The sequence below is a fragment of the Herbaspirillum hiltneri N3 genome (genome assembly GCF_001267925.1).
Classification (GTDB): domain Bacteria; phylum Pseudomonadota; class Gammaproteobacteria; order Burkholderiales; family Burkholderiaceae_D; genus Herbaspirillum; species Herbaspirillum hiltneri.
The window spans coordinates 3,249,442-3,271,190 of record NZ_CP011409.1; the positions used below are offsets into that span (position 1 = coordinate 3,249,442).

The following is a 21,749-nucleotide window of genomic DNA, read 5'->3' on the forward strand; positions in this document are numbered from 1 at the left end:
AAATTATTTCTTGAAGACGGTGACCGGCGCGGCGCGATAGTCGGAGGGAAACAGCTGTTTGAAATTCTCGATCTTTGGCAGATCGAAACGCGCGATATAGCCTTGCGTCGGATGCAGCGTCGCAAAATCCTGATGGTAGTCTTCGGCCGCATAAAACGCCGCCGGCGCCAACGGCGTCAATTGCGTGACGATGCGCGCCGGGTAGACCTTGGCCGCATCAAGCTGGGCGATGTAGTCGGCGGCGATGCGCTTCTGCTCATCGCTCTGGTAGAAGATGGCCGAACGATATTGCGTGCCGCTGTCCGGCCCCTGACGATTGAGCTGGGTCGGGTCGTGCACAACCGAGAAATAGATTTGCAGGATCTTGCCGTAAGAAACCTTGCGCGGATCGAAGGTCACCTTGACCGATTCGGCATGGCCGGTAGAACCGCTGCCGACCATCTCGTAGCGCGCAGTTTCCTTGTTGCCGCCGGCATAGCCGGACACCGCGCTGGTCACGCCGAGAGTGTGCTGGAACACTGCCTGCACGCCCCAGAAACAACCGCCGGCGAGAACCACTGTTTCGGTGGCGGCATTGCTGGCGGGCGCGCTTTTCGGCGGTGGAATCCTGAATGCCGATTCCGCAGCAAAAGCGGGCGAGGCAGGCAATGCAGACATCGTGATTGCCGAAGCGGCAAACAGAAGCGGCAAACCGTATTTGTGCAAAGTGTTTTTCATCATTTACCTTCTTTCATCAAAGCAGTTCCTGTATTGCCGGCGCCGCGCCGCGACCACAGTTGCGCCAGTCGCTGGAGGTTTTTTTCCGACAGCACGCGCGTCAGCAACAGCAGCGCCACGATCATCGAAAACAGGATCGGTTGCGCCAGCAGATTCTTGCCCGCCTTGACCCACCAGAAATGCAGCACGCCCAGCGGCACGATCACATAGGTGAGCCGGTGCAGCCATTGCCAGCGCTTGCCGCCCAACCTGCGCACCATGGCGTTGGTGCTGGTGACGGCCAGTGGAATCAGCAGTACGAAGGCCAGCACGCCGACCGTGATGAACGGCCGCTTGACGATGTCGGCCCACATCTCCCGTACGTCGAAGAAATGATCGAGCCAGAAGAAAATCGTGAAATGCAACGCGACATAGAAAAATGCATACAACCCCAGCATGCGACGCAGGCGCACCAGCCAGTTCCACTTCGTCAGCTTGCGCAGCGGCGTCACCGCCAGCGTGATGCACAGGAAATACAAGGCCCAGTCGCCGGTATTACGGGTGATGAATTCGATCGGGTTGGCGCCCAGCCGGTCGAGGAAGCCGAACGCCACCAGCCGCGCCAGCGGCAGCAGCGCCAGCACGAACAGCAGGTTGCGCAGGTGCTGCACCTGGCGCTGCGTAAGATTTTTCAGGGATGGCATGTCGGCTCCGGCGTCAGAAATATTTCTTGAGATCCATGCCGGTGTACAAGCCCGCGACATCGTTGTAGCCGTTGAACATCAGCGTCTTGCGCTTGCGTGCGAAGAAGCCGTCTTCGCCGATACGGCGCTCGCTGGCCTGCGACCAGCGCGGATGATCGACGTTGGGATTGACGTTGGAATAGAAGCCGTATTCCTGCGCGGCGTACATGTTCCAGGCGGTCTTCGGCTGATCCTTGACGAAGCGGATCCTGACGATGGACTTGGCCGATTTGAAACCGTACTTCCACGGCACGATGACGCGCACCGGCGCGCCGTTCTGGTTCGGCAGCACTTCGCCGTACATGCCCATGGTCAGCAAGGTCAGCGGATGATTGGCCTCGTCCATACGCAGGCCTTCGGTATACGGCCATTGCAGGATGGGATCGGACAAGCCGGGCATCTGCTTCTTGTCAGCCAGCGTGACGAACTCGATGTATTTAGCGTTGCCGGTGGGCTCGGCCTTCTTGATCAGCGCCGACAGCGAATAGCCGATCCATGGAATCACCATCGACCAGCCTTCGACGCAGCGCAGGCGGTAGATGCGTTCTTCCAGCGGCGCCAGCTTCATGAGCGCGTCGAGATCGAGCGTGAACGGCTTCTTCACCTCACCTTCGATGCTGACGGTCCAGGGAGCGGTCTTGAGCGTGCCGGCGGTGCGTGCAGGATCCGCCTTGTCGGTGCCGAATTCGTAATAATTGTTGTACGTCGTCGCATCCTGGTAGGCGGTCGGCTTGTCCATCACGGCATAGGCGCTGTTGAGCTTGGCCGGCAACTTGCGCGCCGTGGCCGACTGGGCAAATGCGCTGCCGGCGCCGAGCAGGCCGCTGCCGGCGATCGCACCCGCCGCCACCTTGCCCATGAAGGCGCGGCGCGAGGCGTAGACCTCTTGCGGCGTGATCTCCGAAGCGAGCGGAATATCGATCTGGTCTGGACGGATTTTGATCAGCATGGCGGTTTCCTGAAATAATGGATGGATGCGGCTTATTGCCCGGAAGCATGAAAACGCATGGCGCGGGCGCTTCTTTTGCACCATCATCCTATGGCAGGGGCAGTGTCATCAAGATGGCAATTTGATGACAAATTTGTCATCGTGCGCCCGCCCCGAATTGCTAGAATGCAGCCACATCTGCCCTACAACCAGTCTGACAACCTCTGAACCCCACAAGCCCAGCATGGCCATCCTTGTCATCGAAGACGATCCGAAAACCGGCGACTACCTCAAGAAGGGATTGCGCGAGTCCGGCTATACGGTCGATCTCGCACGCACCGGCACCGACGGCCTGCATATGGCGATGGAACAGAACTACGACCTGGTGGTGCTCGACGTCATGCTGCCCGGCACCGACGGCTGGCAGGTGATGAGCGCGCTGCGCGCCAAACGCGACCTGCCGGTGATTTTCCTGACGGCGCGCGACCATGTCGACGACCGCATCCGCGGGCTGCAACTGGGCGCCGACGACTACCTGGTCAAGCCGTTTTCATTCACCGAGCTGGTGTTGCGCATCCGCACGCTGCTGCGCCGCGGCGTCACGCGCGACGCCGAGGTGTACCAGGTCGCCGATCTGCAGCTCGATCACGTACGCCACAAGGTCACCCGGCAAGGCGTCAATATCGTGCTGACCAACAAGGAATTCCTGCTGCTGCATCTGCTGATCAAACGCCAGGGCGAAGCCTTGTCGCGCTCGGTGATCGCCTCGCAGGTGTGGGACATGAATTTCGACAGCGACACCAACGTCGTCGACGTTGCGGTCAAGCGCCTGCGCGCCAAGATAGACGCGCCGTTCGAAAAGAAACTGATCCACACCGTGCGCAGCATCGGCTACATGTTTTCCGAAACGCCATGAAGGACGCAGCATGAGGCCATGGCGCTCCTGGACACTGGCGTTCCGTGTCAGCGCGCTGTTTGCGCTGATCGCCTTCCTGGTGGTGACGGGGCTGGGCATGTATCTCTACAACTCCGCGCGCCAGTCGCTGGAAGTGCGCGCCGACTACACGCTGATCGGCCGCGTCGAACATTTCCGCAACCTGCTGCACGACCTCTACAACGTCGAGCAGATGGAGCAGCGTCCCGCCCTGTTCGAAAGCATGCTCGGCAACGAGCAGGATGTGCGCATCTTCCGCCGCCAGGGCGAGGCGCCGTTCATCAACATGAATCCCGACAAGCTGACGCCGCCGGAGATGACGCCGGTCGCCATCGGCATGCCGCTGGGCATCGCCTCGCTGCATGACGGCATGCGCGCCGACGGCGTGCGGGTGCGCTGGGTCTCCGCGCTGGCTGACGTCGGCAACCATAACGACACCGTCGAGATTGTCGCCGCCTATGTCATGACGCAAGAGTCGCGCATGATGACGGTGTATCTATGGCGCGTGGTGGCCGCCGTGGCGCTGGCGGTGCTGCTGACGTCTGTGCTCGGTTTCGCCGTGCTGCGGCGCGACCTGAGGCCGCTTACGCGCATGAGCCGCCGCGCCGCCGAAATCACCCCGTCCAATCTCAGTACCCGGCTGCGGGAAGAAGATGCGCCGGCCGAATTGCGCCAGCTCGCCGGTGCGCTCAACGCCATGCTCGATCGCCTCGAAAACGGCTACGAACATCTGTCGCAATTTTCCGCCGACCTGGCGCATGAGATCCGCACGCCGGTCAACATCCTGATGGGGCAGACGCAAGTGACGCTGGGTCAACGCCGCAGCGTAGAAGAGTATGAGCAACTGCTGGAATCGAACCTGGAGGAATTGACGCGCCTGTCGCGCATCATCGAGAACATCCTGTTCCTGGCGCAGACCGACCATGCCGAACTGATGGTTGATCGCAGTGCGATTGAATTGTCGGAAGAGCTGCAAAAGATCGCCGATTATTTCGAAGGCGTGGCAGCCGAACGCGACATGCAGTTCGAGGTCGATGTCGCACCGGGTCTGGCCTGCAGCGCCAACCTGGTGATGGGGCGGCGCGCGGTCAGCAACCTCGTGGTCAACGCGGTGCGCTACGGCGACGTCGGCACCGCCATCAGGATCGGCGCGCGACCGGTTGCCGGTGGTGTCGCCATTGACGTCGCCAACCGCGGCGCGCCGATGACGCGGCAACAAATGGAACGCATGTTCGACCGCTTCTATCGCGGCGACAAGTCACGCAGTGAATTCACCGAATCCAACGGGCTCGGCCTGGCGATCGTCAAGGCCATCATGACCGTGCATGGCGGCACAGCCGCCGTGGCTTGCTCCGCCGACGGCTGGATCGCCTTCAGCCTGTTCTTCCCCACGCGGGGGTGAGAGACACCTCGGGCCGATCAGCCGGCGGCTTGCTTCAGCGCCGACAGCTCCGCGCGAACGCGCACCATCACCGCATCCCAATTGCCTGCCGTGGTCTGCCGGAACAGGCGCGCCGAGGCATACCAGGGACTGTCGTCGCGCTCCAGCAACCAGCGCCAGTCGGCGGCGTACGACAACAATATCCACACCGGTACACCAAGCGCGCCGGCCAGATGCACGGCGGCGGTATCGACGCCGATCACCAGATCCAGGTTGGCGATCAGCGCGGCGGTGTCATCGAAGTCCTGCAATTCACGGCCCGGCCATTGCAGCGCCGGCGCGGTCTCCAGCCAGTCGGCATCGCGCCGGCGCAGTTCCGGTTGCAGCAGGAAGAATTCAGCATTGGCCATATCCAGCAACGGCGCAAACGCCTGCAAGGGAATCGAGCGGCGGCGGTCGTTGTGATTGCCGGCATTGCCCGAGCAAACTATGCCGACGCGCAGCGGCCGGCCGCCTTCCCTGCCCTGCTCAAGCAATTGCGCCCAACGCTGCTGCGCGTGCGCTCCCGCGCGCAGATACGCTTGCGGCGACGGGATCGTATCCGGACGCGTGCCGAACATCAGCGGCAGGCTCATCAACGGCAGCTGGTAATCGGCTGCCGGCAAGGCTTCACCGATGGCTTTCACGATGATGCGTGTGGGCTCGCCGGAGTCCGGGTCGGTCTCCAGCGCTTGCAACAGCGTTTTCAGCGCGGCGTGCACTTCGAGCACGACGTTTGCGCCGGATGCCGCGACCTGTTGCGCGTAACGCGAAAATTGAATCGTGTCCCCCAGGCCCTGCTCCGCCCACAGCAACACGGTCTTGCCGGCGGCGGCATGCGCACCGGGCCAGCGTGCAACGTCGCCATGCCGCTGCGGATCGGCGAGTTCGCCCTGCCAGCGCGCCTCGTACAAGGGCCACGCCTCGTCGAAACGTCCCAGCGCCAGCAAGGTCAGCGCCAGGTTGACACTGGCGTCGGCATAACCGGCGCGCAGGCTCAGGGCCTTCCGGGCGGCGGCGATCGATTCCTCATAGCGACGCAGGCGTCCCAGAGATGCGGCGCGGCACACCCAGCCATCACCGAAGTCCGGCTCCTGCGCCAGCACCTGGTCGACGCTGGCCAGCGCCTCTTCGTTGAGATGAAGTTCGTGTTGCAGCAACGCCAGATCGAAGCGATACACAGTCTGTGCGGGCGCCAGCGCAACCGCCTTCTGCATGCTCTGCAAGGCCTCGCCCGGCCGTTGCAAACGTCCCAGCGAGATGGCGTGGAGGTGCCAGGCGTCGGCGTTCTGCGGGGCCAGTCGGAAGAGATGTTCAAGCGTTTGCAGCGCTTCTTCGTGACGGTTGAACTGCTGCAGCAGCAAGGCTGCGGCGTGGAAGATGTCGGCATGCTGCACCCCGGCGGCGATCAGTTGCAGATAAAGGCTGAGCGCCTCCTGGTGCAGACCGGCTTCGTACAGCACGCGGCCGAGCTTGTAACTCACCGCGAGTTCGCCGGGCGTCAACGCCAATGCGCGGCGGTACAGCCCGATCGCCTGCGCGTGCAGCTGTAGTCCCGCGGCTACGGCGCCGGCCAAGTGCAGCAAATTGAAATCGGCGTCGACCTGCTGCGCCAGCGGCTGCAGGATGGCGTGGGCAGCCTCCAGCTGGCCGTGCTGGAAAAACAGGTAAGCCTGGGCGATGGCGTCGTTATTGTTCATGGCCGCGATGTTAACACGCGACGGCATGCCAATGCCCCGGCTAGGCGTTGAAGTAACGCCCGGGAGATTCGCCGAAACAGCGTCGGAACATGGCGATGAAATTGCTCGGCGAGGCATAGCCCAGCGCATCCGCGACAGCGGCCACCTGTTCGCCGCGCGCCAGCCGTTCCAGCGCATGCGTGAGCAATGCCTGCTGGCGCCATTGGGCAAAGCTGCAGCCGACCTCGAGACGAAACAGCCGGCTCATCGTGCGCGGCGACAGACCGGCCCATTCGGCCCATTGCTCGAGCGTGCGATTGTCGGCCGGCTCCTGCATGATGGCCGAGACGATCCGCAGCAAACGGCGATCCGTCGGCAACGGCAGATGCAGCGGCTCGTGCGGCGCTTGCCGCACCTCGTCGAGCAGCACGTTCATCACGCGCCGTTGCGCCGGCGACAATTCGTCCTGCATGCTCCACGTCACCGCGCGCCGCACCAGCGCACGCATCAGGTCGGAGACGCCGATCACGCAGGGCTTGTCGGGCAGGCCGCGGCAGGCCTCGGGTGAGATCAGGATGCTCCAGCCGCTCATGACGCCCATGATGTCGGCCTGATGCAACTCTCTCGGCGGAATCCAGCCGGCGCGCTGCGGCGGCAACAGCCACGACCCGTGTTTGGTGCGGGCATGCACCAGTCCGCTTTCTATGCAAAAAAGCTGGCCGCGCAGATGGGTATGCCAGTCGTATTCGCGCGTGCCGATCTTGAGCCGCTGGAAATCGTCGGCGCGCAGGTCATCACCCCAGATCGCGATCAGCGGTGGTCCGTCGGCGCGGTCGCTGACGTCGGCGAATTGCGCATAGAGTTCTTTTGTCATGGCCGGATTTCAGTATATTCTGTCCAAACAACGTTATCACGCTTTCCCGCTTTTGTTCAATACTGGGCTTCACGACAGGGCTGCAACGCAATCCCGCCGCCTTTCCATGTGTATTCCCAGAGCGAAAGAACAACGTGAAACCATCCACCACTCCACCTCTGCACGTAATCGTCATCGGCGCCGGCCTGGGCGGCCTGTGCCTGGCCCAAGGCCTCAAAAAGCATAGCATCGCGGTCACCGTCTACGAAAAGGACGCGTCGCCGTTCAGCCGCACCCAGGGTTATCGCATCCGCATCGACCAGGGCGGCCGCGACGCCCTGCAAGCCTGCCTGCCGCCGGCCCGCTACCAGCTGTTCGACGCCACTTGCGCACGGGCCGCAACAAGCGTCGACACCATCAATGGACAACTGGAGCCGCTGGCCGGAAAGTGGGTCAGCAGTTGGCGCAAGGGCGCTGCGGACGGCGCGCCGGATAGCCTTGCCGATCGCCAGACCATGCGCCGGGTGTTGCTGCAGGACCTGCGACGCGAAGTGCATTTCGGCGCGCAATTCCTGCAATACGAAGAGATGCCGGATGGCCGGGTGACTGCGCATTTCGTCAACGGCCGCAGTGCCGTGGGCGACGTCCTGGTGGCTGCCGACGGGGTCCACTCGGCGGTGGCGGCACAGCGCTTCCCGGCAATGCGGCCGCAGGACACCGGCGACGTCTGCCTGTACGGCAAGACGCCGCTGACAGCGACCTTGCGCGCAACGCTGGCGCACCGGCTGCAAGCCGGCACCAGCGTCATTTTCGAAAAGGGACTGGCGGGCGTGATCGACGTCATGCGCTTCGAGGCGAACGGCAGTGGCGGCGGTTTCGACGCCGACCTGCCGCAGCCGGATGACTATCTGTACTGGGCGCTGGTCGGTGCGCGCGAACGCTTCGGCTTGTCGCGCGATCCGGATGCGGTGCTGCGCTTCAGTGCGGCCGAACTGACGCAAATCATCGGCACCGTCACCGCCGACTGGTCGCCGGCGCTGAAGCTGGTGTACGAATCCTGCGATCCGGCCGCCCGCACGCTGGTGCCGATCCGCACCGCGAGCGTGCCGCGCCTGTGGAAGGCGTCGCGGGTGACCGCGCTGGGCGACGCCATTCACGCCATGAGCCCGGCCGGCGGCTTGGGCGCCAACTCCGCACTTGCCGACGCCGCTCTGCTCACGCGCGTGCTGGTCGAAGCGCAAGAAGCCAGCGGCATGGCCACGGCCGACACCATCACCCCCGCTGTCGACCTGTATGAAAGCCTGATGTGTGCGCGCAGTTTTGCCGCGCTGGCGTCTTCGCAGCGTGGCAATCGCCAGCTGCTGGGGCGCGACGCGAGCACGCTGACCGGCTGACGCCGCCAGGAAACTGCGCCCGGTTCAGGTCTCCGGGTGCAATGGGGCGCGCGAGCCATACCGGTTGGCGTAGACCCAGGTGAATTCCGCGCCAAGCAGGAATATCTGCGCCGAATAATAGATCCACGCCAGCAGCAAGGCGAACGACCCGGCCGCGCCGAATCCCGAGGTCATGCCGGCGCGGCCCAGGTACAGGCCGATCAGGTACTTGCCGATGATGAACAGTATGGTTGTCGCCACCGCGCCGGCGCGTACGTCGTGCCAGGCCAGCCGCACGCTTGGCAGGTATTTGTAGATCACCGAGAACAAGCCCGTAAACACCGCGAACGAAATCGCGAAGTTCAGCGCCTGCAACAGGATTTCCCAACCGGTGAACCAGCTGCCCCACCATTTCCCCAGCGCCGCCAGTCCCGCGCTGGCCACCAGCGAAATGATCAGCATGAAGCCGAGGCCGAGTATCAGTCCGAACGACAGCAGCCGCTTGCGGATCAGCAGCCAGATGCCGCTGTCGCGCGGCGCCGCCGGAATGTGCCAGATGCGGTCAAGTGCGCTCTGCAACTCGGCGAACACGGCGGTGGCCCCGATCACCAGCGTGACAATGCCGAGGCCGGCGGCGATGATGCCGTCGCGCGGTTCACTCACCGATTTCAGCAAGCCCTGCACCGCCATCGCTCCCTCCACACCGACCACGCCCTGGATCTGCCCGACGATTTCGCCTTGTGCTGCGTCGTGGCCGAACACCATCCCCGCCACTGCAATCGCGATTACCAGCATCGGCGCCAGCGAAAAGATCGTGTAGTAGGCAATTGCGGCTCCCATGCTCGGCGCGAAGTCGTCCAGCCAGGCCGTCACTGCGCCTTTGCTGAGCTGCCAGGCTTGTTGCAGACGGGTCTCATCGGGAAGCTTGCGAATGAAGGTGTGGGACATGGCTTGGTTCCGGGCAAATAAGGAGTCGGATCGCGGCGATGCCGGTTGATTCCCGGAAAAGGGTCTTTTCGCCGTTTTCGCGGCTGCCGATGGTTTTTCCGGTCCGGCAGCGTCGTTATGCGGCAACGCAGCGATTGTTCATATTCCTGAAATGCCGTATATTTCAGTAATTACTGAAAATTCAAAACAATCCACAATGCCGAACTCCCAGGAATTCTCCATGGAACCCAACACCCTCAGCCCCCTGATGCAGCGTTTCATCCTCCATTTCGGCGAAATGGGCAGCCGCTGGGGCATCAACCGCACCGTGGGCCAGATCTACGCCCTGCTGTACGTGCAGGCGCGCCCGCTTAACGCCGATGAAATCGCCGATTACCTGAGTTTTTCCCGCTCCAACGTCAGCATGGGACTCAAGGAGCTGCAGTCGTGGCGGCTGGTCAAGTTGCTGCACCAGCCCGGCGACCGCCGTGAATATTTCGAACCGCCGAAAGACATCTGGGACATTTTCAAGGCCTTGCTGGAAGAACGCCGCCGCCGCGAGATCGAACCGACACTGTCGATGCTGCGCGACGCCCTGCTCGAAACGCCGGCCAGCGCCGACGACAAGCACGCGCAAAAACGCATGCGCGAAATGTATGACCTGATCGAGCTGTCCAGTTCCTGGTTCGACGACGTGCAGCGGCTGTCGCCGGAAACCTTGTCCTCGCTCATGAAGATGGGCTCGAAGATCAAGAAGCTGCTCGACGTGAAGGACAAGTTCCGCTTCGGCGGCGAGAAGGCCGACAAGAACGACAAGGCCGACAAGGAAGAGAAGGCGGCGGCTGCCTCTGCCGCCAAGGCGAAGGAGTGATCCATGTCCAGACCTTCATGGTTGCTGCGCACGCATAGCCTCTGGCACCTGCCGCGCCTGACCAAACTTCCGCTCGGCGCCGAGATCGCCTTGATCCTGGTGGTCAAGATCGCGCTCCTGACGCTGCTGGCGAAAACCTTTTTCTCCGAACCGCAGGCCAGGAAGATGCGCATGCCCACCGCCCAGGTGGAACAGCATCTGCTGGCGCCGGCACCTGAATCCGTTTCCACACCTGCCGTCCCCACCGTCTCCACTTCCACCACCGAGGTCCCCCATGCTTCCCATTGACGAAGTCGTCAGTCTGTCGCGCCTTCAGTTCGCCATCACGGCGCTGTATCACTTCCTGTTCGTTCCCCTGACGCTCGGCCTGTCCTGGATCCTGGTCATCATGGAATCCGTCTACGTCATGACCGGCAGCCCCATCTACAAGGACATGACGCGTTTCTGGGGCAAGCTGTTCGGCATCAACTTCGCCATGGGCGTGGCCACCGGCATCACGCTCGAATTCCAGTTCGGCACCAACTGGTCGTACTACTCGCACTACGTCGGCGACATCTTCGGCACCCCGCTGGCGATCGAAGGCATGGCGGCGTTCTTCCTCGAGTCGACCTTCGTCGGCCTGTTCTTCTTCGGCTGGGATCGACTGTCGCGCGTCAAGCATCTGATGGTGACCTTCCTGGTGGCGTTGGGATCGAGCCTGTCGGCGTTGTGGATCCTGATCGCCAACGGCTGGATGAACAATCCGGTCGGCGCGGAATTCAATTTCGAAACCATGCGCATGGAACTGGTCAGCATGACCGACGTGATCTTCAATCCGGTGGCGCAGGTGAAGTTCGTGCACACCGTCGCGGCCGGCTATGTCACGGCGTCAATGTTCGTGCTGGGTGTATCCGCCTGGTATCTGCTCAAGGGCCGCGATACCGCATTCGCGCTGCGCTCGTTTGCGGTCGCCGCCGGCTTCGGCCTGGCCTCGACGCTGTCGGTGATCGTGCTCGGCGACGAATCCGGCTACACCGCCGGCGAAGTCAACAAGGTCAAGCTTGCCGCCATCGAAGCCGAATGGGAAACCCACCCTGCGCCGGCCGGCATCACCATCTTCGGCCTGCCCGACAACAAGGGCGAGCGCACCGACTATGCGTTCAAGGTGCCTTACGTCCTCGGCCTGATCGCCACGCGCTCGGTCGATACGCCGGTGATCGGCATCAAGGATCTGAAGAAGGAACACGAAGTGCGCATCCGCAACGGCATGCTGGCCTATGCCGCGCTGACGCGACTGAAATCCGGCGACAAGTCGCCCGAGGCGCGCGCCGAGTTCGACAAGCTCAAGCATGACCTCGGCTATGGCCTGCTGCTCAAGAAGTACACGCCCAACGTGATCGACGCCACGCCGCAGCAGATCGCCAATGCGGTCGACGACACCATCCCGAACGTAGCGCCGCTGTTCTGGTCGTTCCGCGGCATGGTGGCGCTGGGCATGCTGTTCCTGTTCATCTTCTCGGCGGCGTTCTACTTCCTGGTGCGCAAGCAACTGGCGCCGCAACGCTGGCTGCTGCGGCTGGCCGTGTTTAGCATCCCATTGCCGTGGATCGCCGCCGAACTGGGCTGGATCGTGGCCGAATACGGCCGCCAGCCCTGGACCATTGCCGGCATCCTGCCGACGCATCTGTCGGCCTCGACCCTGCAAGCGTCGAGCCTGTATTTCAGCCTGGCCGGATTTATCCTGTTCTATACCTTCCTGCTGGTCGTGGAAATGATGCTCATGGTCAAGTACGCCAAGCGCGGGCCAAGCAGCCTGCACACCGGCAAATACCACTGGGAGCTGCTGGAGAAGGAAAAGAAACCGGCTGTTGCTGCGAAGCCGCCGCTGCCGAAACCGGCGCGCTGACGTCCGTGCAGAAACTTGTGCCGGCGCTCGGGCAGAAACTCACGCAACTCACCACATTCACGAAGAAGTACACAAGGAAATCCTCATGATCTTCGATTACGAAACCTTAAAAATCATCTGGTGGGCCTTCGTCGGCGTGCTCATCATCGGCTTCGCGCTGACCGACGGCTTCGACTTCGGCGTGGGCATGATGCTGCCCTTCGTCGGCAAGACCGACGCCGAACGCCGCGTGCTGATCAATTCCATCGGCCCGACCTGGGAAGGCAACCAGACCTGGTTCATCACCGCCGGCGGCGCCACCTTCGCGGCCTGGCCGCTGGTCTACGCGACGGCCTTCTCGGGCTTTTACATCGCGCTGATGGTGTTGCTGTTTTCGCTGTTCTTCCGTCCGGTCGGCTTCGACTATCGCAGCAAGGTGGCCGATCCGCGCTGGCGCAATGCCTGGGACTGGGGCCTGTTCGTGGGCGGCATCGTGCCGCCGCTGATCTGCGGCGTGGCCTTCGGCAACCTGTTGCTAGGCGTGCCGTTCCACTACGACGAGACCATGCGCGTGGAATACACCGGCAGCTTCTTCGAACTGCTCAATCCCTTCGGCCTGCTGTCCGGCGTGCTGAGCGTGGCGATGCTGCTGACCCACGGCGCCACCTTCATCATGGTGAAGACCGAAGCGGTGATCGCGGCGCGTGCGCGCAAGATTGCACTGTGGGGTGCACTCGCCACCCTCGCCTTGTTCGTGGCGGCCGGTTTCTGGGTGGCGCACGGCATTGACGGCTACAGCATCACCGACATGCCGAGCGCCAACAGCGCCTTCATGCCGCTGGCGAAGACGGTCGAGATCGTCTCCGGCGCGTGGATGGACAACTATGCGCGGTGGCCCGAAACCAAGGCGATCCCGATCACCGCCATCGCCGGACTGCTGCTGGTGCTGGTCTTCGGCGCGTGGCGCAAGGCGCGACTGGCGTTCATCAGCAGCGGCATCGCCGTAGCCGGCATCATCCTGACCGCAGCCACGGCAATGTTTCCGTTCATCATGCCGTCGTCGCTGGACCCGCGCAGCAGCCTGACCATCTGGGATTCGGTGTCGAGTCACAAGACGCTGGGCATCATGTTCTGGCTGGTGCTGTTCTTCGTGCCGCTGATCATGATGTACACCGCCTGGGTGTATCGCGTGATGCGCGGCAAGGTGACGCTCAAGCACATCGCCGACAATGAACATACGGCTTACTAACCACCGCTTACTAACCATTGAATAGTCGAGAAGGAGAACATCATGTGGTATTTCGCCTGGATACTCGGGGTCGGCCTGGCGCTGGCCTTCGGCATCATCAACGTCATGTGGCTGGAAGCCAACTACGCCTTCGGCCGCCGCAAGGAAGATGAGACCCGCGAACGCTTTGTCGCCGCCAGCGCCCAGGCCGAGCTGGCAAAAAAACGCCCGTCCAAACCTTGAGGCCGCGATGAAAACACCTTCCGCCCATCTCGTCGATACCGACGCCGCTCTGCTGCAGGACTTGCCCGGCGCGGATTTTTCCGATGCGTTCAGCATTGCCCTCAGCGATGAACAAGCGCGCCAGTCGGCCGCTCAACTGGCGGAGCTGATGTTCCGCCGCAAACCGTCCTGGATCTCGCTGCTGCTGTCGATCCGCAATCGCGCGGTGGCGATGTTCGGCCTCCGGGCCGCCGACATGCAGATCGACGACGGGGTACGCCGTGCCGTAGGAGGGTTTCCGATGATCAGCCAGAGCGATGATCTGGTGCAGCTCGGCTTCGACGACAAGCACCTGGATTTCCGCGTCTGGGTGCGGCGCGATGCGGCCACGCCGACTTCACCGGCGCAGCTGACGCTGACCACCGTGGTGCGCACCAACCAGTTGCTGGGCCGCGCCTATCTCGGCGCGATCATGCCGTTTCACCGGTGCATCGTGCCGGCGATGCTGAACAGCTTGCGTAGCTGAACGCCGCTTGTCCTGCAAAAACAAAAAGCCCCGCCGTTTGATCGGCGGGGCTTTTTTACATCGTCGGTCGCACATCGCGGCCGGCGACCTGTTTCAGTTCTTAAACCAGTGTCAGCGTCACGTTGATGTTGCCGCGTGTGGCGTTCGAGTATGGGCAGACTTGATGCGCCTTGTCGATCACCGATTGCGCAACCGCGCGGTCCAGGCCCGGCAGGGAAATGTTCAGCGCCACTTCGATGCCGAAGCCGCCTGGGATGGTGCCGATGCCGACGGTGCCGGTGATGCTGGTGTCAGCAGGAATGGCGATCTTTTCCTGGCCGCCGACGAACTTGATCGCACCGAGGAAACAGGCTGAATACCCGGCAGCGAACAGCTGTTCAGGGTTGGTGCCGTTGCCGCCTGCGCCACCCAGTTCTTTTGGCGTGGTCAGCTTGATGTCCAGGACGCCGTCGGACGACTTGGCCGAGCCTTCACGGCCGCCGGTTGCAGTTGCAGTCGCTTGGTAGAGTGCTTTTTCGATTTTCATTTTGTTTCCTTTCGGTGGTTTCAGAAGAAGATGCGGGGGGAGCATCGGGTTATCAGATCAGTAATGAATCAGTAATGGATCAATAAATAAGTCAGGGCAAGAATTCATTTAAATCCCAAACCATGCAAACTGCAAGGAATTTAAATTTTAAACAATAAAATTGCTAACAATATAAATAATAAACGAGTAAAACGTAATACGACCGCTCCTGCAAATACCAAAATCACGCAACGACAATCAGGAATCTTCAGCGTCTTCCAGCAAGCCCTTGCGCAAGTCTTTCAGTTGCTCACGCAGGCTGGCGACTTGTTCCAGCGGCGGCAAGGCGCACATCAGCCGTTCCGGCACCGCCGTTGCCCGCTTGCGCAGGGCGCGTCCATCCTGGCTGAGCCGGACCACGACGCGACGCTCGTCTTCGGTGTCGCGGGCGCGGTGCAGCAAACCCATCGCTTCCATGCGCTTGAGCAACGGTGTCAGCGTACCCGAATCGAGGAACAGCTTGCCGCCCAGATCCGACACGGTGACTTCGTCCTTTTCCCACAACACCAGCATCACCAGATATTGCGGATAAGTGATGTCGAGGTCTTTCAAAATCTTCTTGTAGACCTTGGTCATCGCCAACGACGCCGAGTACATGGCGAAGCACAATTGATTTTCAAGCATCAGGGCCTGATCAATTGCTGCTGCGTTCTTCGATGTGTTTGCGTTTGCCATGGAGTGAATAATACATAGTCAAAAATTAAATTGCAAGCAATTTAAATAAAAACCCGCATTGATTTAAAAATACAACAAACTTGCCGATCGGCAAGTCAGTCGCCCGGCGGCGCGACCAAGCGCTCGAAACGCTGCTCCACCATCTCCTTGCCCCACTGCGCGCCCGGCCATTCTTCCTTGAGCTGGAATCCGCAGCCCTCATACAGACGGCGCGCCGCATCGAGTCCCTGGAAAGTCCACAGCTGTACCGAGGCAAATCCCTGCGCATCGCAAAATGCCATCGCTGCATCCATCAAACGGCGCCCTACGCCCGCACCGCGCAGGCCGTCGTCGACGATGAACCAGCGCAGGTGCGCCTTGTTGTCGCCCAAGTCCTGGCCGTCGATGGCCACCGATCCGACGATGCGCTGCCCCTGCACGGCCAGCCACAAACCATTGCGAGGATGATCCAGGCGCGGCACGAACTCCGCCATGCCGGCAGCCACCTTGCTCTCGAAAAAGCTGCCGAAGCCGACGCTGCGCGCATAGAACAGGGCGTGCATCTGGACAATGCGGCCGATCACGCCCGCCTGATAACCGGCGACGATGCGAATCTCGCCGGCCTGCTCCATTGCCTTGCCGGAGCGGCGCGCCTCCAGCGCCTGCGCATAGATACCCAGTCCTTGCGCCACGGCGTCCTGCTGATTTGCGCTCAATTGTTCGAGCGCACCGACAACCTGCTTGCGGCCGAACGCTTGGACGGCAGCCAGTGTGCGCCGGCCTTGCGGTGTCAGCGCCAGCCATTTGACACGGCCGTCGCTGTCGCTGGCCTGCTCCTGCAATTCCCCGGCCTCGATCAGCTTGCGCACCATACGGCTGACGCTGGATTTTTCAAGATCGAGGAATTCGGCAAGCTGCGCGGCGCTCATCGATTTGCGCGAACCGATCTCGATGATGGCGTGCACGGCGGACGGCGGATAATCGGTCGCCGCCAGCGTGGATTTCATGAAGCCCAGCTCGCGCACCATCCGGCGCGAAGCGGTGCGGATGCCGTCGACAAAATAAAAATCCGGTGAAGAGCCTGCTTTTTGCATATTTTCCGTCCCTCTTTTCATATAGTTGTATTATACAACTATATGCCGAGATGAATCATCATGATTGACTTGCTTCCCTCAGGAGAAAACGCCATGGAAACAATGCCGAAAAAGGAATGCCACGCCAGCCCCTCCAACATGGCCGGACAAGTCGCATTGGTGACCGGAGGCGGCAGCGGCATCGGTCGCGCTGCAGCGATTCGCATGGCGAGTGCGGGTGCGGCTGCGGTCGTGATTGCCGGACGGCGTCGCCCGGAGGGAGAAGCCGTCGCCGCCGAATGCCGCGCCGCCGGCGCGCAAAGCCTTTATGTGCAAACCGATGTCACGCAGGAAAGCGAGGTTCAACGCCTGATCGACACCGTACTGGCGCAATTCGGACGTCTGGATGCGGCATTCAACAATGCCGGGCGCCAGGAACGACGGGCCTCCCTGCACGCACAGGAGTCCGGTGTTTACGACGCCATCTTCGATGCCAATGTCCGCGCCGTGTTCCTGTGCCTGAAATATCAGTTGCCGCCCATGCTGGCGCGCGGCAAGGGCAGCATCGTCATCAACACGTCCGTCAGCGGCGTGCGCAATCCCAATCCCGGGCTTGCGCTCTACTCCGCCTCCAAGGCCGCCGCGATTTCACTGATGCGGTCGGCCGCCATGGAATACGCCTCCCACGGCATTCGCATCAACGCGATTGCTCCGGGCAGAGTGGTGACCGACATGATGCTCGCATCGGGCATCGCCGACATGTCCGCGGTGGCCGCAGGCCTGCCCCTCAAACGCATGGGGCAACCGGAGGAAGTCGCCGAAGCCGTGCTCTGGCTGCTGTCCGGCGCGGCATCGTACGTGGTCGGTCATGTGCTGGCGGCAGATGGCGGGTTCCTCGCATCATGAGCTCGGCGTCCCGGTACGCGACGGCGTGAACAGGCCATCACTCGCTGCCGCCAATCCCCTGTATCATGCGGACCAGCATGAGTGCGGCGGCAAAAATGCCGCTTATTGCATACCGCTTCTTCTTGCCATCCATCATCCCGCCCCCTCCGAAAAATGCATTCGACAAAATCCTCCATCTCGCTCGCCCTGTTCTGCAAGGTGGTCGATAACTACGGCGATATCGGCATCTGCTGGCGGCTGGCGCGGCAATTGCAAAAGGAACACGGCGTCGCTCTCACTTTATGGGTCGACGACCTGAAGAGCTTCCGCAGGATCTGCCCTGAAGTCGCGACCGACTGCGAGACGCAGGAAATTCAGGGCGTCATCGTCAGGCACTGGCGCGATCAGAACGGCGTCTTTGCCGCCGGCGACGTGGCCGACATCGTCGTTGAATTCTTCGCCTGCGACATCCCGCCCGGCTATATCAAGGCAATGTCCGAATGCACTCCACATCCGGTGTGGCTGAATCTGGAAGGCCTGACGGCGGAAACCTGGGTGGAAGGCTGCCACATGCTGCCTTCGCCGCATCCGCAATTGCCGTTGACGAAGTATTTCTTCTTTCCGGGATTCAACAAACGCACCGGCGGCCTGCAAGTCGAAGCCGGCCTGATTGCGCGGCGCGAGGCCTTCCAGGCCGATCCGCGCGCCGCCGCCGATTTCCTGGCGCAATTCGGCGTGACCGAAACCGGGATGGACGCGCTCAAGGTATCGCTCTTCTGCTATCCGCAAGCGCCGATCGCCGCGCTGTTCGCGGCGTGGCAAGCCGGCGAACGCGCCGTCGTCTGCCTGGTGCCGGAAGGCGTCGGCGGCGATGCGGTGACGGATTTTCTCGGCCGGCAATCGACGGCGGGCGCCCATGCCACGCGCGGCAGCCTGACCGTGCGCGTCATCCCCTTCGTGCCGCAGCCCGATTACGACAAACTGCTATGGGCCTGCGACGTCAATTTCGTGCGCGGCGAAGACTCCTTCGTCCGCGCGCAATGGGCGGCCAAACCGTTCATCTGGCATATCTACCCGCAAGACGAGAACCTGCACCACGTCAAGTTGAAGGCTTTCCTGAACACCTGCCTGGCGGCAACTGCGAGCCTGACGGCGCTGACGCTGGCCTGGAACGGCGCCGCCGGCGATGGCGACGTTGTCGATGCGGTCGACCTTGCCGCGCTATGGCGTGATATGGAGGCAGAGCTGCCCGACATTGCCAGGCTGTCCACGAAATGGGAGCAGACGTTGCTGGAAAACGGCGATTTGGCGACGAATTTGCTGAAGTTTGCAGAAACAGTTCCGCCACGAGCCTGAAGCGACGCAAATATAGGTTAAAATATAGGGCTAATTTTTACGCATCAATGCATCAACAATCTAATCGTACGTGGGCTTGCGGTGTTTTTTGCCAGTAGGCTACAGAAGATTTTTACGCAACCTACTTTTTACGTATATTCGCTATGAAATTTGCAAAAGAAATTCGCGTCGGCAACATCATTATGGTTGACAGCAAGCCAATGATCGTCCTGCGCTCCGACGTCAACGGTTCGAGCCGCACCGGCTTCACTTACAAGTGGAAGATGAAGAACTTGCTGACCAACAGCCCGCAGGAAAACGTTTTCCGCGGCGACGACAAGTTCGACGTGGTCGTGCTGGACAAGAAGGCAGTGACTTATTCCTACTTCGCCGATCCGCTGTACGTGTTCATGGACTCCGAATACAACCAGTTCGAAATCGAAGGCGAAAACCTGGGCGACGCCCTGGGCTACCTGAAGGACGGCATGGAATGCGAAGCGGTCTTCTACGACGGCAAGGCAATTTCGGTCGAACTGCCGACCACCATCGTTCGCCAGGTTGTGTACTCGGAACCGGCCGTCAAGGGCAACACTTCGGGCAACGTCCTGAAGGAAGCCAAGATCGAAAACGCGATCGAAGCGAATCAGATCGTCGTGATGGTTCCGCTGTTCGTCAGCCAGGACGACCAGATCGAAATCGATACACGCACCAACGAATACAAGAAAGTCGTCCGTAACTGATCAACGTCAGATACATCGGCAGGCTTCACTTGCCTGACTTGCTGCAATAAAAAACGCTGCGAATTTCGCAGCGTTTTTTTCGTCCTCGCGATTCCCCGCGCGGTTCACTTCCACGTCCCCCTCTCCCGTCTACTCCAAGCCTTTGGCCTCCGCCAGGCGACGCGCCGCCTTGCCGCCTTCGCTGGCCCAAAATGCCGTATCGGCGGCCTGGATGCGCTGCGCCGAATTCTCCATGTGACGCAAGGCCGCCGCACGCGCAGCATCGGCGTCGCCGTCGTCGATCGCCTGCGCAATCACGGCATGCTCGTTGCGCACCTGCTGGCCGAAATCCTCCCGGCGCGCCTCGTTGATGCGCGCGACCCGGATCGCCGCCTGCAGGAACTGGCTCAGGAACTGCAACAGCGAGGTGTATAGCGGATTGTGCGCCGCCTCGGAAATCGCCGCATGGAAAGCGAAGTCTTCCGGCACGCCGTCGCGCCCCGCCAGTACCGCCTTGTCGATATCCTTCAATGCCTGCCGGATGCGTTGGTTCTGCGCCTTGGTGCGGCGCTGTGCCGCCAGCGCCGCCATCTCGCCCTCGACGCCGCGGCGCAATTCGATCACGCGCAACACTGCCTGGATCGAGTCGTGCACATCGATATCGAGCCGGAACGGGGTGGCGTTGTTCGGCTCCAGCACCACGGTGCCGCTGCCGCGCCGCGACCCGACCAGGCCCTCCGACTTGAGCCGCGAAATCGCTTCACGGATGACGGTGCGGCTGACCTGGAAACGTTCGGTCAGTTCATTCTCGGAAGGCATGCGCGCGCCCGGTGCGAAATCGCCCTGGCGGATCTGCTCGACCAGCGCGCCGGTCACGCGATCGGCCAGCGTCCCCTTGGCGGAATCGGGTGCGCCGGACGGTGCGGTGCGGGAAACAGTTTTGGAAAGCTGAGTATTTTTCATGTTGATTGACATGATACCGCTTTCTTCTTACACTGATCGCAAAGTTGTATGACAACTTTACAGTTTCACCCAATCAAACAGCAATCTGTTCATAGCCCGCAGCGAGGGGCACGAGCAGGTCAAAGGAGAACACATGCATATTGTCATCACCGGCGGCGCCGGTTTCCTGGGCAGTCGCCTGGCGCGTCAATTGCTCAAGCGCGGTCAGCTGACCGGCAGCGACGGCAAGCAGCAAACCATCAGCCGCATCACCCTGCTCGACGTCGTGGCCGCGCAAGGCTTCGACGATGCGCGCATTGAAGCGGTGGTCGGCGACATCGCCGACGCTGCGGTGATCGAACGCGCCATCACCAGGGACACGCAATCGATCTTCCATCTGGCGGCCATTGTCAGCGGCCAGGCCGAAGCCGATTTCGAACTCGGCATGAAGATCAACTTCGACGCCACCCGCCTCATCCTGGAACGCGCCCGTGCGCTCGGCACCAAGCCGCGCGTGGTGTTCACCAGCTCGGTGGCGGTGTTCGGCGGCGACCTGCCGGCGCAAGTTCCCGACAACGCGCTGCTGATGCCGCAAAGTTCTTACGGCGCACAAAAGGTGATGGGCGAATTGCTGGTCAACGACTACAGCCGCAAGGGTTTCATCGACGGCCGCGCGCTGCGCATGCCGACCATTTCAGTGCGTCCCGGCGCGCCCAACAAGGCCGCGTCGAGCTTCGCCAGCGGCATCATCCGCGAACCGCTCAACGGCCAGCCTTCGGTCTGTCCGGTCGCGCCCGAGACGCGCATGTGGCTGATGTCGCCGCGCAAGGCCATCGACAACCTGATCCACGGTCACGAAATCAATGGAGCCGATCTCGGCCTGGCGCGCTTCCTCAGCATCGATGGCCTGTCGGTCTCGGTGCGCCAGATGGTCGATGCGCTGGAACAGGTTGCCGGCGCCGACGTCGTCAAGCTGATCGAATGGAAGGAAGACGAAACCATCAAGCGCATCGTCAATTCCTGGCCCGGCAGCTTCGAAGCCAAGCGCGCCAAGGCGCTGGGTTTCACTGCGGACAGCGATTTCGCCGGCATCGTGAAGGCGCATATCGAGGATGAAGTGAAGAAGTAATCCGCGATTGCTTCCTGCGGAAACGGCGCCGGTTCATACAACGGCGCCGTTTTTGTTTCCGGCGCAAAGCGAGAAGATGAATCTGGAGAAAATGAATCGGTCGCGCGGCTGCCTGCCATGCGTCCATAAAAAAAGCGCGGATAAATCCGCGCTGAATTGGAGACTGCAAGTTGTGCCGTTCCC

At 61.7% G+C, this 21,749-nt stretch carries 23 protein-coding genes; 13 read left to right on the forward strand and 10 right to left on the reverse strand.

Features of this window, described 5'->3' with window-relative positions; translation table 11 throughout:
- Window positions 1-3: 3 nt before the first annotated feature.
- From msrA to msrP, 3 genes are read right to left on the reverse strand one after another with little or no spacing between them, the layout of a single operon-like run.
- Window positions 4-720, reverse strand: coding sequence for a peptide-methionine (S)-S-oxide reductase MsrA (gene msrA / locus F506_RS14790; protein WP_053198626.1), 717 nt, complete (start codon window positions 718-720; stop codon window positions 4-6).
- Window positions 717-1,400: a protein-methionine-sulfoxide reductase heme-binding subunit MsrQ gene (locus F506_RS14795; RefSeq protein WP_053198628.1), complete on the reverse strand. Its 684-nt coding sequence runs from the start codon at window positions 1,398-1,400 to the stop codon at window positions 717-719. Before F506_RS14795 ends, msrA begins: the two co-directional genes overlap by 4 nt.
- A gap of 13 nt (window positions 1,401-1,413) precedes the next feature.
- Window positions 1,414-2,388 carry a protein-methionine-sulfoxide reductase catalytic subunit MsrP gene (gene msrP, locus F506_RS14800; RefSeq protein WP_053198630.1) on the reverse strand — a complete coding sequence of 325 codons (975 nt, stop codon included), beginning with the start codon at window positions 2,386-2,388 and terminating at the stop codon, window positions 1,414-1,416.
- A 223-nt stretch (window positions 2,389-2,611) separates the two neighbouring features.
- Here msrP and F506_RS14805 point away from each other — a divergent pair, with 223 nt between their 5' ends.
- Together F506_RS14805 and F506_RS14810 are read left to right on the forward strand one after the other, a co-directional pair.
- Window positions 2,612-3,283, forward strand: a complete 672-nt coding sequence (locus F506_RS14805) for a heavy metal response regulator transcription factor (protein ID WP_053198632.1) — start codon at window positions 2,612-2,614, stop codon at window positions 3,281-3,283.
- A 10-nt stretch (window positions 3,284-3,293) separates the two neighbouring features.
- On the forward strand, window positions 3,294-4,703 hold the full coding sequence (locus tag F506_RS14810) for a heavy metal sensor histidine kinase (RefSeq protein ID WP_053198633.1): 1,410 nt from the start codon (window positions 3,294-3,296) through the stop codon (window positions 4,701-4,703).
- Between the two features lie 17 nt (window positions 4,704-4,720).
- Here F506_RS14810 and F506_RS14815 read toward each other — a convergent pair whose 3' ends face one another.
- On the reverse strand, window positions 4,721-6,421 hold the full coding sequence (locus F506_RS14815; RefSeq protein ID WP_053198635.1) for a tetratricopeptide repeat protein: 1,701 nt from the start codon (window positions 6,419-6,421) through the stop codon (window positions 4,721-4,723).
- Between the two features lie 40 nt (window positions 6,422-6,461).
- Window positions 6,462-7,274 (reverse strand): AraC family transcriptional regulator, encoded by an 813-nt coding sequence (locus tag F506_RS14820; RefSeq protein ID WP_053198637.1) that lies wholly within the window; start codon window positions 7,272-7,274, stop codon window positions 6,462-6,464.
- Window positions 7,275-7,408: 134 nt separating this feature from the next.
- On the opposite strand from F506_RS14820, the gene F506_RS14825 reads away from it, so the two are divergent.
- A complete protein-coding gene (locus tag F506_RS14825) occupies window positions 7,409-8,647 on the forward strand; it encodes an FAD-dependent oxidoreductase (RefSeq protein WP_053198638.1) in 1,239 nt (412 codons plus the stop codon).
- 24 nt (window positions 8,648-8,671) lie between these two features.
- Here F506_RS14825 and F506_RS14830 read toward each other — a convergent pair whose 3' ends face one another.
- The gene (locus F506_RS14830; RefSeq protein ID WP_053198640.1) at window positions 8,672-9,574 is read right to left on the reverse strand and encodes a YihY/virulence factor BrkB family protein; all 903 of its coding nucleotides are present in this window, start codon (window positions 9,572-9,574) and stop codon (window positions 8,672-8,674) included.
- Window positions 9,575-9,794: 220 nt separating this feature from the next.
- Here F506_RS14830 and F506_RS14835 point away from each other — a divergent pair, with 220 nt between their 5' ends.
- From F506_RS14835 to F506_RS14860, 6 genes are all read left to right on the forward strand, one after another.
- Window positions 9,795-10,424: a GbsR/MarR family transcriptional regulator gene (locus F506_RS14835; RefSeq protein ID WP_053198642.1), complete on the forward strand. Its 630-nt coding sequence runs from the start codon at window positions 9,795-9,797 to the stop codon at window positions 10,422-10,424.
- 3 nt (window positions 10,425-10,427) lie between these two features.
- On the forward strand, window positions 10,428-10,712 hold the full coding sequence (gene cydP / locus F506_RS14840) for a cytochrome oxidase putative small subunit CydP (protein WP_053198644.1): 285 nt from the start codon (window positions 10,428-10,430) through the stop codon (window positions 10,710-10,712).
- Window positions 10,699-12,309 (forward strand): cytochrome ubiquinol oxidase subunit I, encoded by a 1,611-nt coding sequence (locus tag F506_RS14845; RefSeq protein ID WP_053198646.1) that lies wholly within the window; start codon window positions 10,699-10,701, stop codon window positions 12,307-12,309. The genes cydP and F506_RS14845 overlap by 14 nt, the downstream gene beginning before the upstream one ends.
- Before the next feature lie 85 nt (window positions 12,310-12,394).
- Complete coding sequence (gene cydB, locus F506_RS14850) at window positions 12,395-13,537, forward strand: cytochrome d ubiquinol oxidase subunit II (protein ID WP_053198650.1); 1,143 nt, start codon at window positions 12,395-12,397, stop codon at window positions 13,535-13,537.
- A gap of 42 nt (window positions 13,538-13,579) precedes the next feature.
- Window positions 13,580-13,759, forward strand: a complete 180-nt coding sequence (gene cydX / locus F506_RS14855) for a cytochrome bd-I oxidase subunit CydX (RefSeq protein WP_053198651.1) — start codon at window positions 13,580-13,582, stop codon at window positions 13,757-13,759.
- Between the two features lie 7 nt (window positions 13,760-13,766).
- Window positions 13,767-14,264 carry a DUF2867 domain-containing protein gene (locus tag F506_RS14860; protein ID WP_053198653.1) on the forward strand — a complete coding sequence of 166 codons (498 nt, stop codon included), beginning with the start codon at window positions 13,767-13,769 and terminating at the stop codon, window positions 14,262-14,264.
- A gap of 100 nt (window positions 14,265-14,364) precedes the next feature.
- On the opposite strand, the gene F506_RS14865 is transcribed toward F506_RS14860, so the two are convergent.
- From F506_RS14865 to F506_RS14875, 3 genes are all read right to left on the reverse strand, one after another.
- Window positions 14,365-14,790 (reverse strand): organic hydroperoxide resistance protein, encoded by a 426-nt coding sequence (locus F506_RS14865; protein ID WP_053198656.1) that lies wholly within the window; start codon window positions 14,788-14,790, stop codon window positions 14,365-14,367.
- Window positions 14,791-15,027: 237 nt separating this feature from the next.
- Window positions 15,028-15,453, reverse strand: a complete 426-nt coding sequence (locus F506_RS14870; RefSeq protein ID WP_327063277.1) for a MarR family winged helix-turn-helix transcriptional regulator — start codon at window positions 15,451-15,453, stop codon at window positions 15,028-15,030.
- A gap of 146 nt (window positions 15,454-15,599) precedes the next feature.
- The gene (locus tag F506_RS14875; RefSeq protein WP_053198660.1) at window positions 15,600-16,577 is read right to left on the reverse strand and encodes a bifunctional helix-turn-helix transcriptional regulator/GNAT family N-acetyltransferase; all 978 of its coding nucleotides are present in this window, start codon (window positions 16,575-16,577) and stop codon (window positions 15,600-15,602) included.
- Window positions 16,578-16,670: 93 nt separating this feature from the next.
- Between F506_RS14875 and F506_RS14880 the strand changes: the two genes are divergently transcribed.
- The 3 genes from F506_RS14880 to F506_RS14890 all read left to right on the forward strand — a co-directional run bounded on the left by F506_RS14880 (window position 16,671) and on the right by F506_RS14890 (window position 19,516).
- A complete protein-coding gene (locus F506_RS14880) occupies window positions 16,671-17,462 on the forward strand; it encodes an SDR family NAD(P)-dependent oxidoreductase (RefSeq protein ID WP_053198662.1) in 792 nt (263 codons plus the stop codon).
- A 153-nt stretch (window positions 17,463-17,615) separates the two neighbouring features.
- Window positions 17,616-18,797, forward strand: a complete 1,182-nt coding sequence (gene earP, locus F506_RS14885) for an elongation factor P maturation arginine rhamnosyltransferase EarP (RefSeq protein ID WP_053198664.1) — start codon at window positions 17,616-17,618, stop codon at window positions 18,795-18,797.
- 143 nt (window positions 18,798-18,940) lie between these two features.
- The gene (locus F506_RS14890; protein ID WP_053198665.1) at window positions 18,941-19,516 is read left to right on the forward strand and encodes an elongation factor P; all 576 of its coding nucleotides are present in this window, start codon (window positions 18,941-18,943) and stop codon (window positions 19,514-19,516) included.
- Window positions 19,517-19,645: 129 nt separating this feature from the next.
- Here the strand turns inward: F506_RS14890 and F506_RS14895 are convergent, their stop codons facing one another.
- Entirely contained in the window at window positions 19,646-20,470 is an 825-nt protein-coding gene (locus F506_RS14895; protein ID WP_083457913.1) for a FadR/GntR family transcriptional regulator, read from the reverse strand.
- Window positions 20,471-20,591: 121 nt separating this feature from the next.
- On the opposite strand from F506_RS14895, the gene denD reads away from it, so the two are divergent.
- Window positions 20,592-21,566 carry a D-erythronate dehydrogenase gene (gene denD / locus F506_RS14900; RefSeq protein ID WP_053198666.1) on the forward strand — a complete coding sequence of 325 codons (975 nt, stop codon included), beginning with the start codon at window positions 20,592-20,594 and terminating at the stop codon, window positions 21,564-21,566.
- Window positions 21,567-21,749 lie beyond the last annotated feature (183 nt).

What these genes read in the sequence shown, in the direction of transcription:
- msrA (WP_053198626.1), bottom strand. Translation starts at nt 720, where the DNA reads ATGATGAAAAACACTTTGCACAAATACGGTTTGCCGCTTCTGTTTGCC.
- F506_RS14795 (WP_053198628.1), bottom strand. Translation starts at nt 1,400, where the DNA reads ATGCCATCCCTGAAAAATCTTACGCAGCGCCAGGTGCAGCACCTGCGC.
- msrP (WP_053198630.1), bottom strand. Translation starts at nt 2,388, where the DNA reads ATGCTGATCAAAATCCGTCCAGACCAGATCGATATTCCGCTCGCTTCG.
- F506_RS14805 (WP_053198632.1), top strand. Translation starts at nt 2,612, where the DNA reads ATGGCCATCCTTGTCATCGAAGACGATCCGAAAACCGGCGACTACCTC.
- F506_RS14810 (WP_053198633.1), top strand. Translation starts at nt 3,294, where the DNA reads ATGAGGCCATGGCGCTCCTGGACACTGGCGTTCCGTGTCAGCGCGCTG.
- F506_RS14815 (WP_053198635.1), bottom strand. Translation starts at nt 6,421, where the DNA reads ATGAACAATAACGACGCCATCGCCCAGGCTTACCTGTTTTTCCAGCAC.
- F506_RS14820 (WP_053198637.1), bottom strand. Translation starts at nt 7,274, where the DNA reads ATGACAAAAGAACTCTATGCGCAATTCGCCGACGTCAGCGACCGCGCC.
- F506_RS14830 (WP_053198640.1), bottom strand. Translation starts at nt 9,574, where the DNA reads ATGTCCCACACCTTCATTCGCAAGCTTCCCGATGAGACCCGTCTGCAA.
- F506_RS14835 (WP_053198642.1), top strand. Translation starts at nt 9,795, where the DNA reads ATGGAACCCAACACCCTCAGCCCCCTGATGCAGCGTTTCATCCTCCAT.
- cydP (WP_053198644.1), top strand. Translation starts at nt 10,428, where the DNA reads ATGTCCAGACCTTCATGGTTGCTGCGCACGCATAGCCTCTGGCACCTG.
- F506_RS14845 (WP_053198646.1), top strand. Translation starts at nt 10,699, where the DNA reads ATGCTTCCCATTGACGAAGTCGTCAGTCTGTCGCGCCTTCAGTTCGCC.
- cydB (WP_053198650.1), top strand. Translation starts at nt 12,395, where the DNA reads ATGATCTTCGATTACGAAACCTTAAAAATCATCTGGTGGGCCTTCGTC.
- cydX (WP_053198651.1), top strand. Translation starts at nt 13,580, where the DNA reads ATGTGGTATTTCGCCTGGATACTCGGGGTCGGCCTGGCGCTGGCCTTC.
- F506_RS14860 (WP_053198653.1), top strand. Translation starts at nt 13,767, where the DNA reads ATGAAAACACCTTCCGCCCATCTCGTCGATACCGACGCCGCTCTGCTG.
- F506_RS14865 (WP_053198656.1), bottom strand. Translation starts at nt 14,790, where the DNA reads ATGAAAATCGAAAAAGCACTCTACCAAGCGACTGCAACTGCAACCGGC.
- F506_RS14870 (WP_327063277.1), bottom strand. Translation starts at nt 15,453, where the DNA reads ATGCTTGAAAATCAATTGTGCTTCGCCATGTACTCGGCGTCGTTGGCG.
- F506_RS14875 (WP_053198660.1), bottom strand. Translation starts at nt 16,577, where the DNA reads ATGCAAAAAGCAGGCTCTTCACCGGATTTTTATTTTGTCGACGGCATC.
- F506_RS14880 (WP_053198662.1), top strand. Translation starts at nt 16,671, where the DNA reads ATGGAAACAATGCCGAAAAAGGAATGCCACGCCAGCCCCTCCAACATG.
- earP (WP_053198664.1), top strand. Translation starts at nt 17,616, where the DNA reads ATGCATTCGACAAAATCCTCCATCTCGCTCGCCCTGTTCTGCAAGGTG.
- F506_RS14890 (WP_053198665.1), top strand. Translation starts at nt 18,941, where the DNA reads ATGAAATTTGCAAAAGAAATTCGCGTCGGCAACATCATTATGGTTGAC.
- F506_RS14895 (WP_083457913.1), bottom strand. Translation starts at nt 20,470, where the DNA reads ATGTCAATCAACATGAAAAATACTCAGCTTTCCAAAACTGTTTCCCGC.
- denD (WP_053198666.1), top strand. Translation starts at nt 20,592, where the DNA reads ATGCATATTGTCATCACCGGCGGCGCCGGTTTCCTGGGCAGTCGCCTG.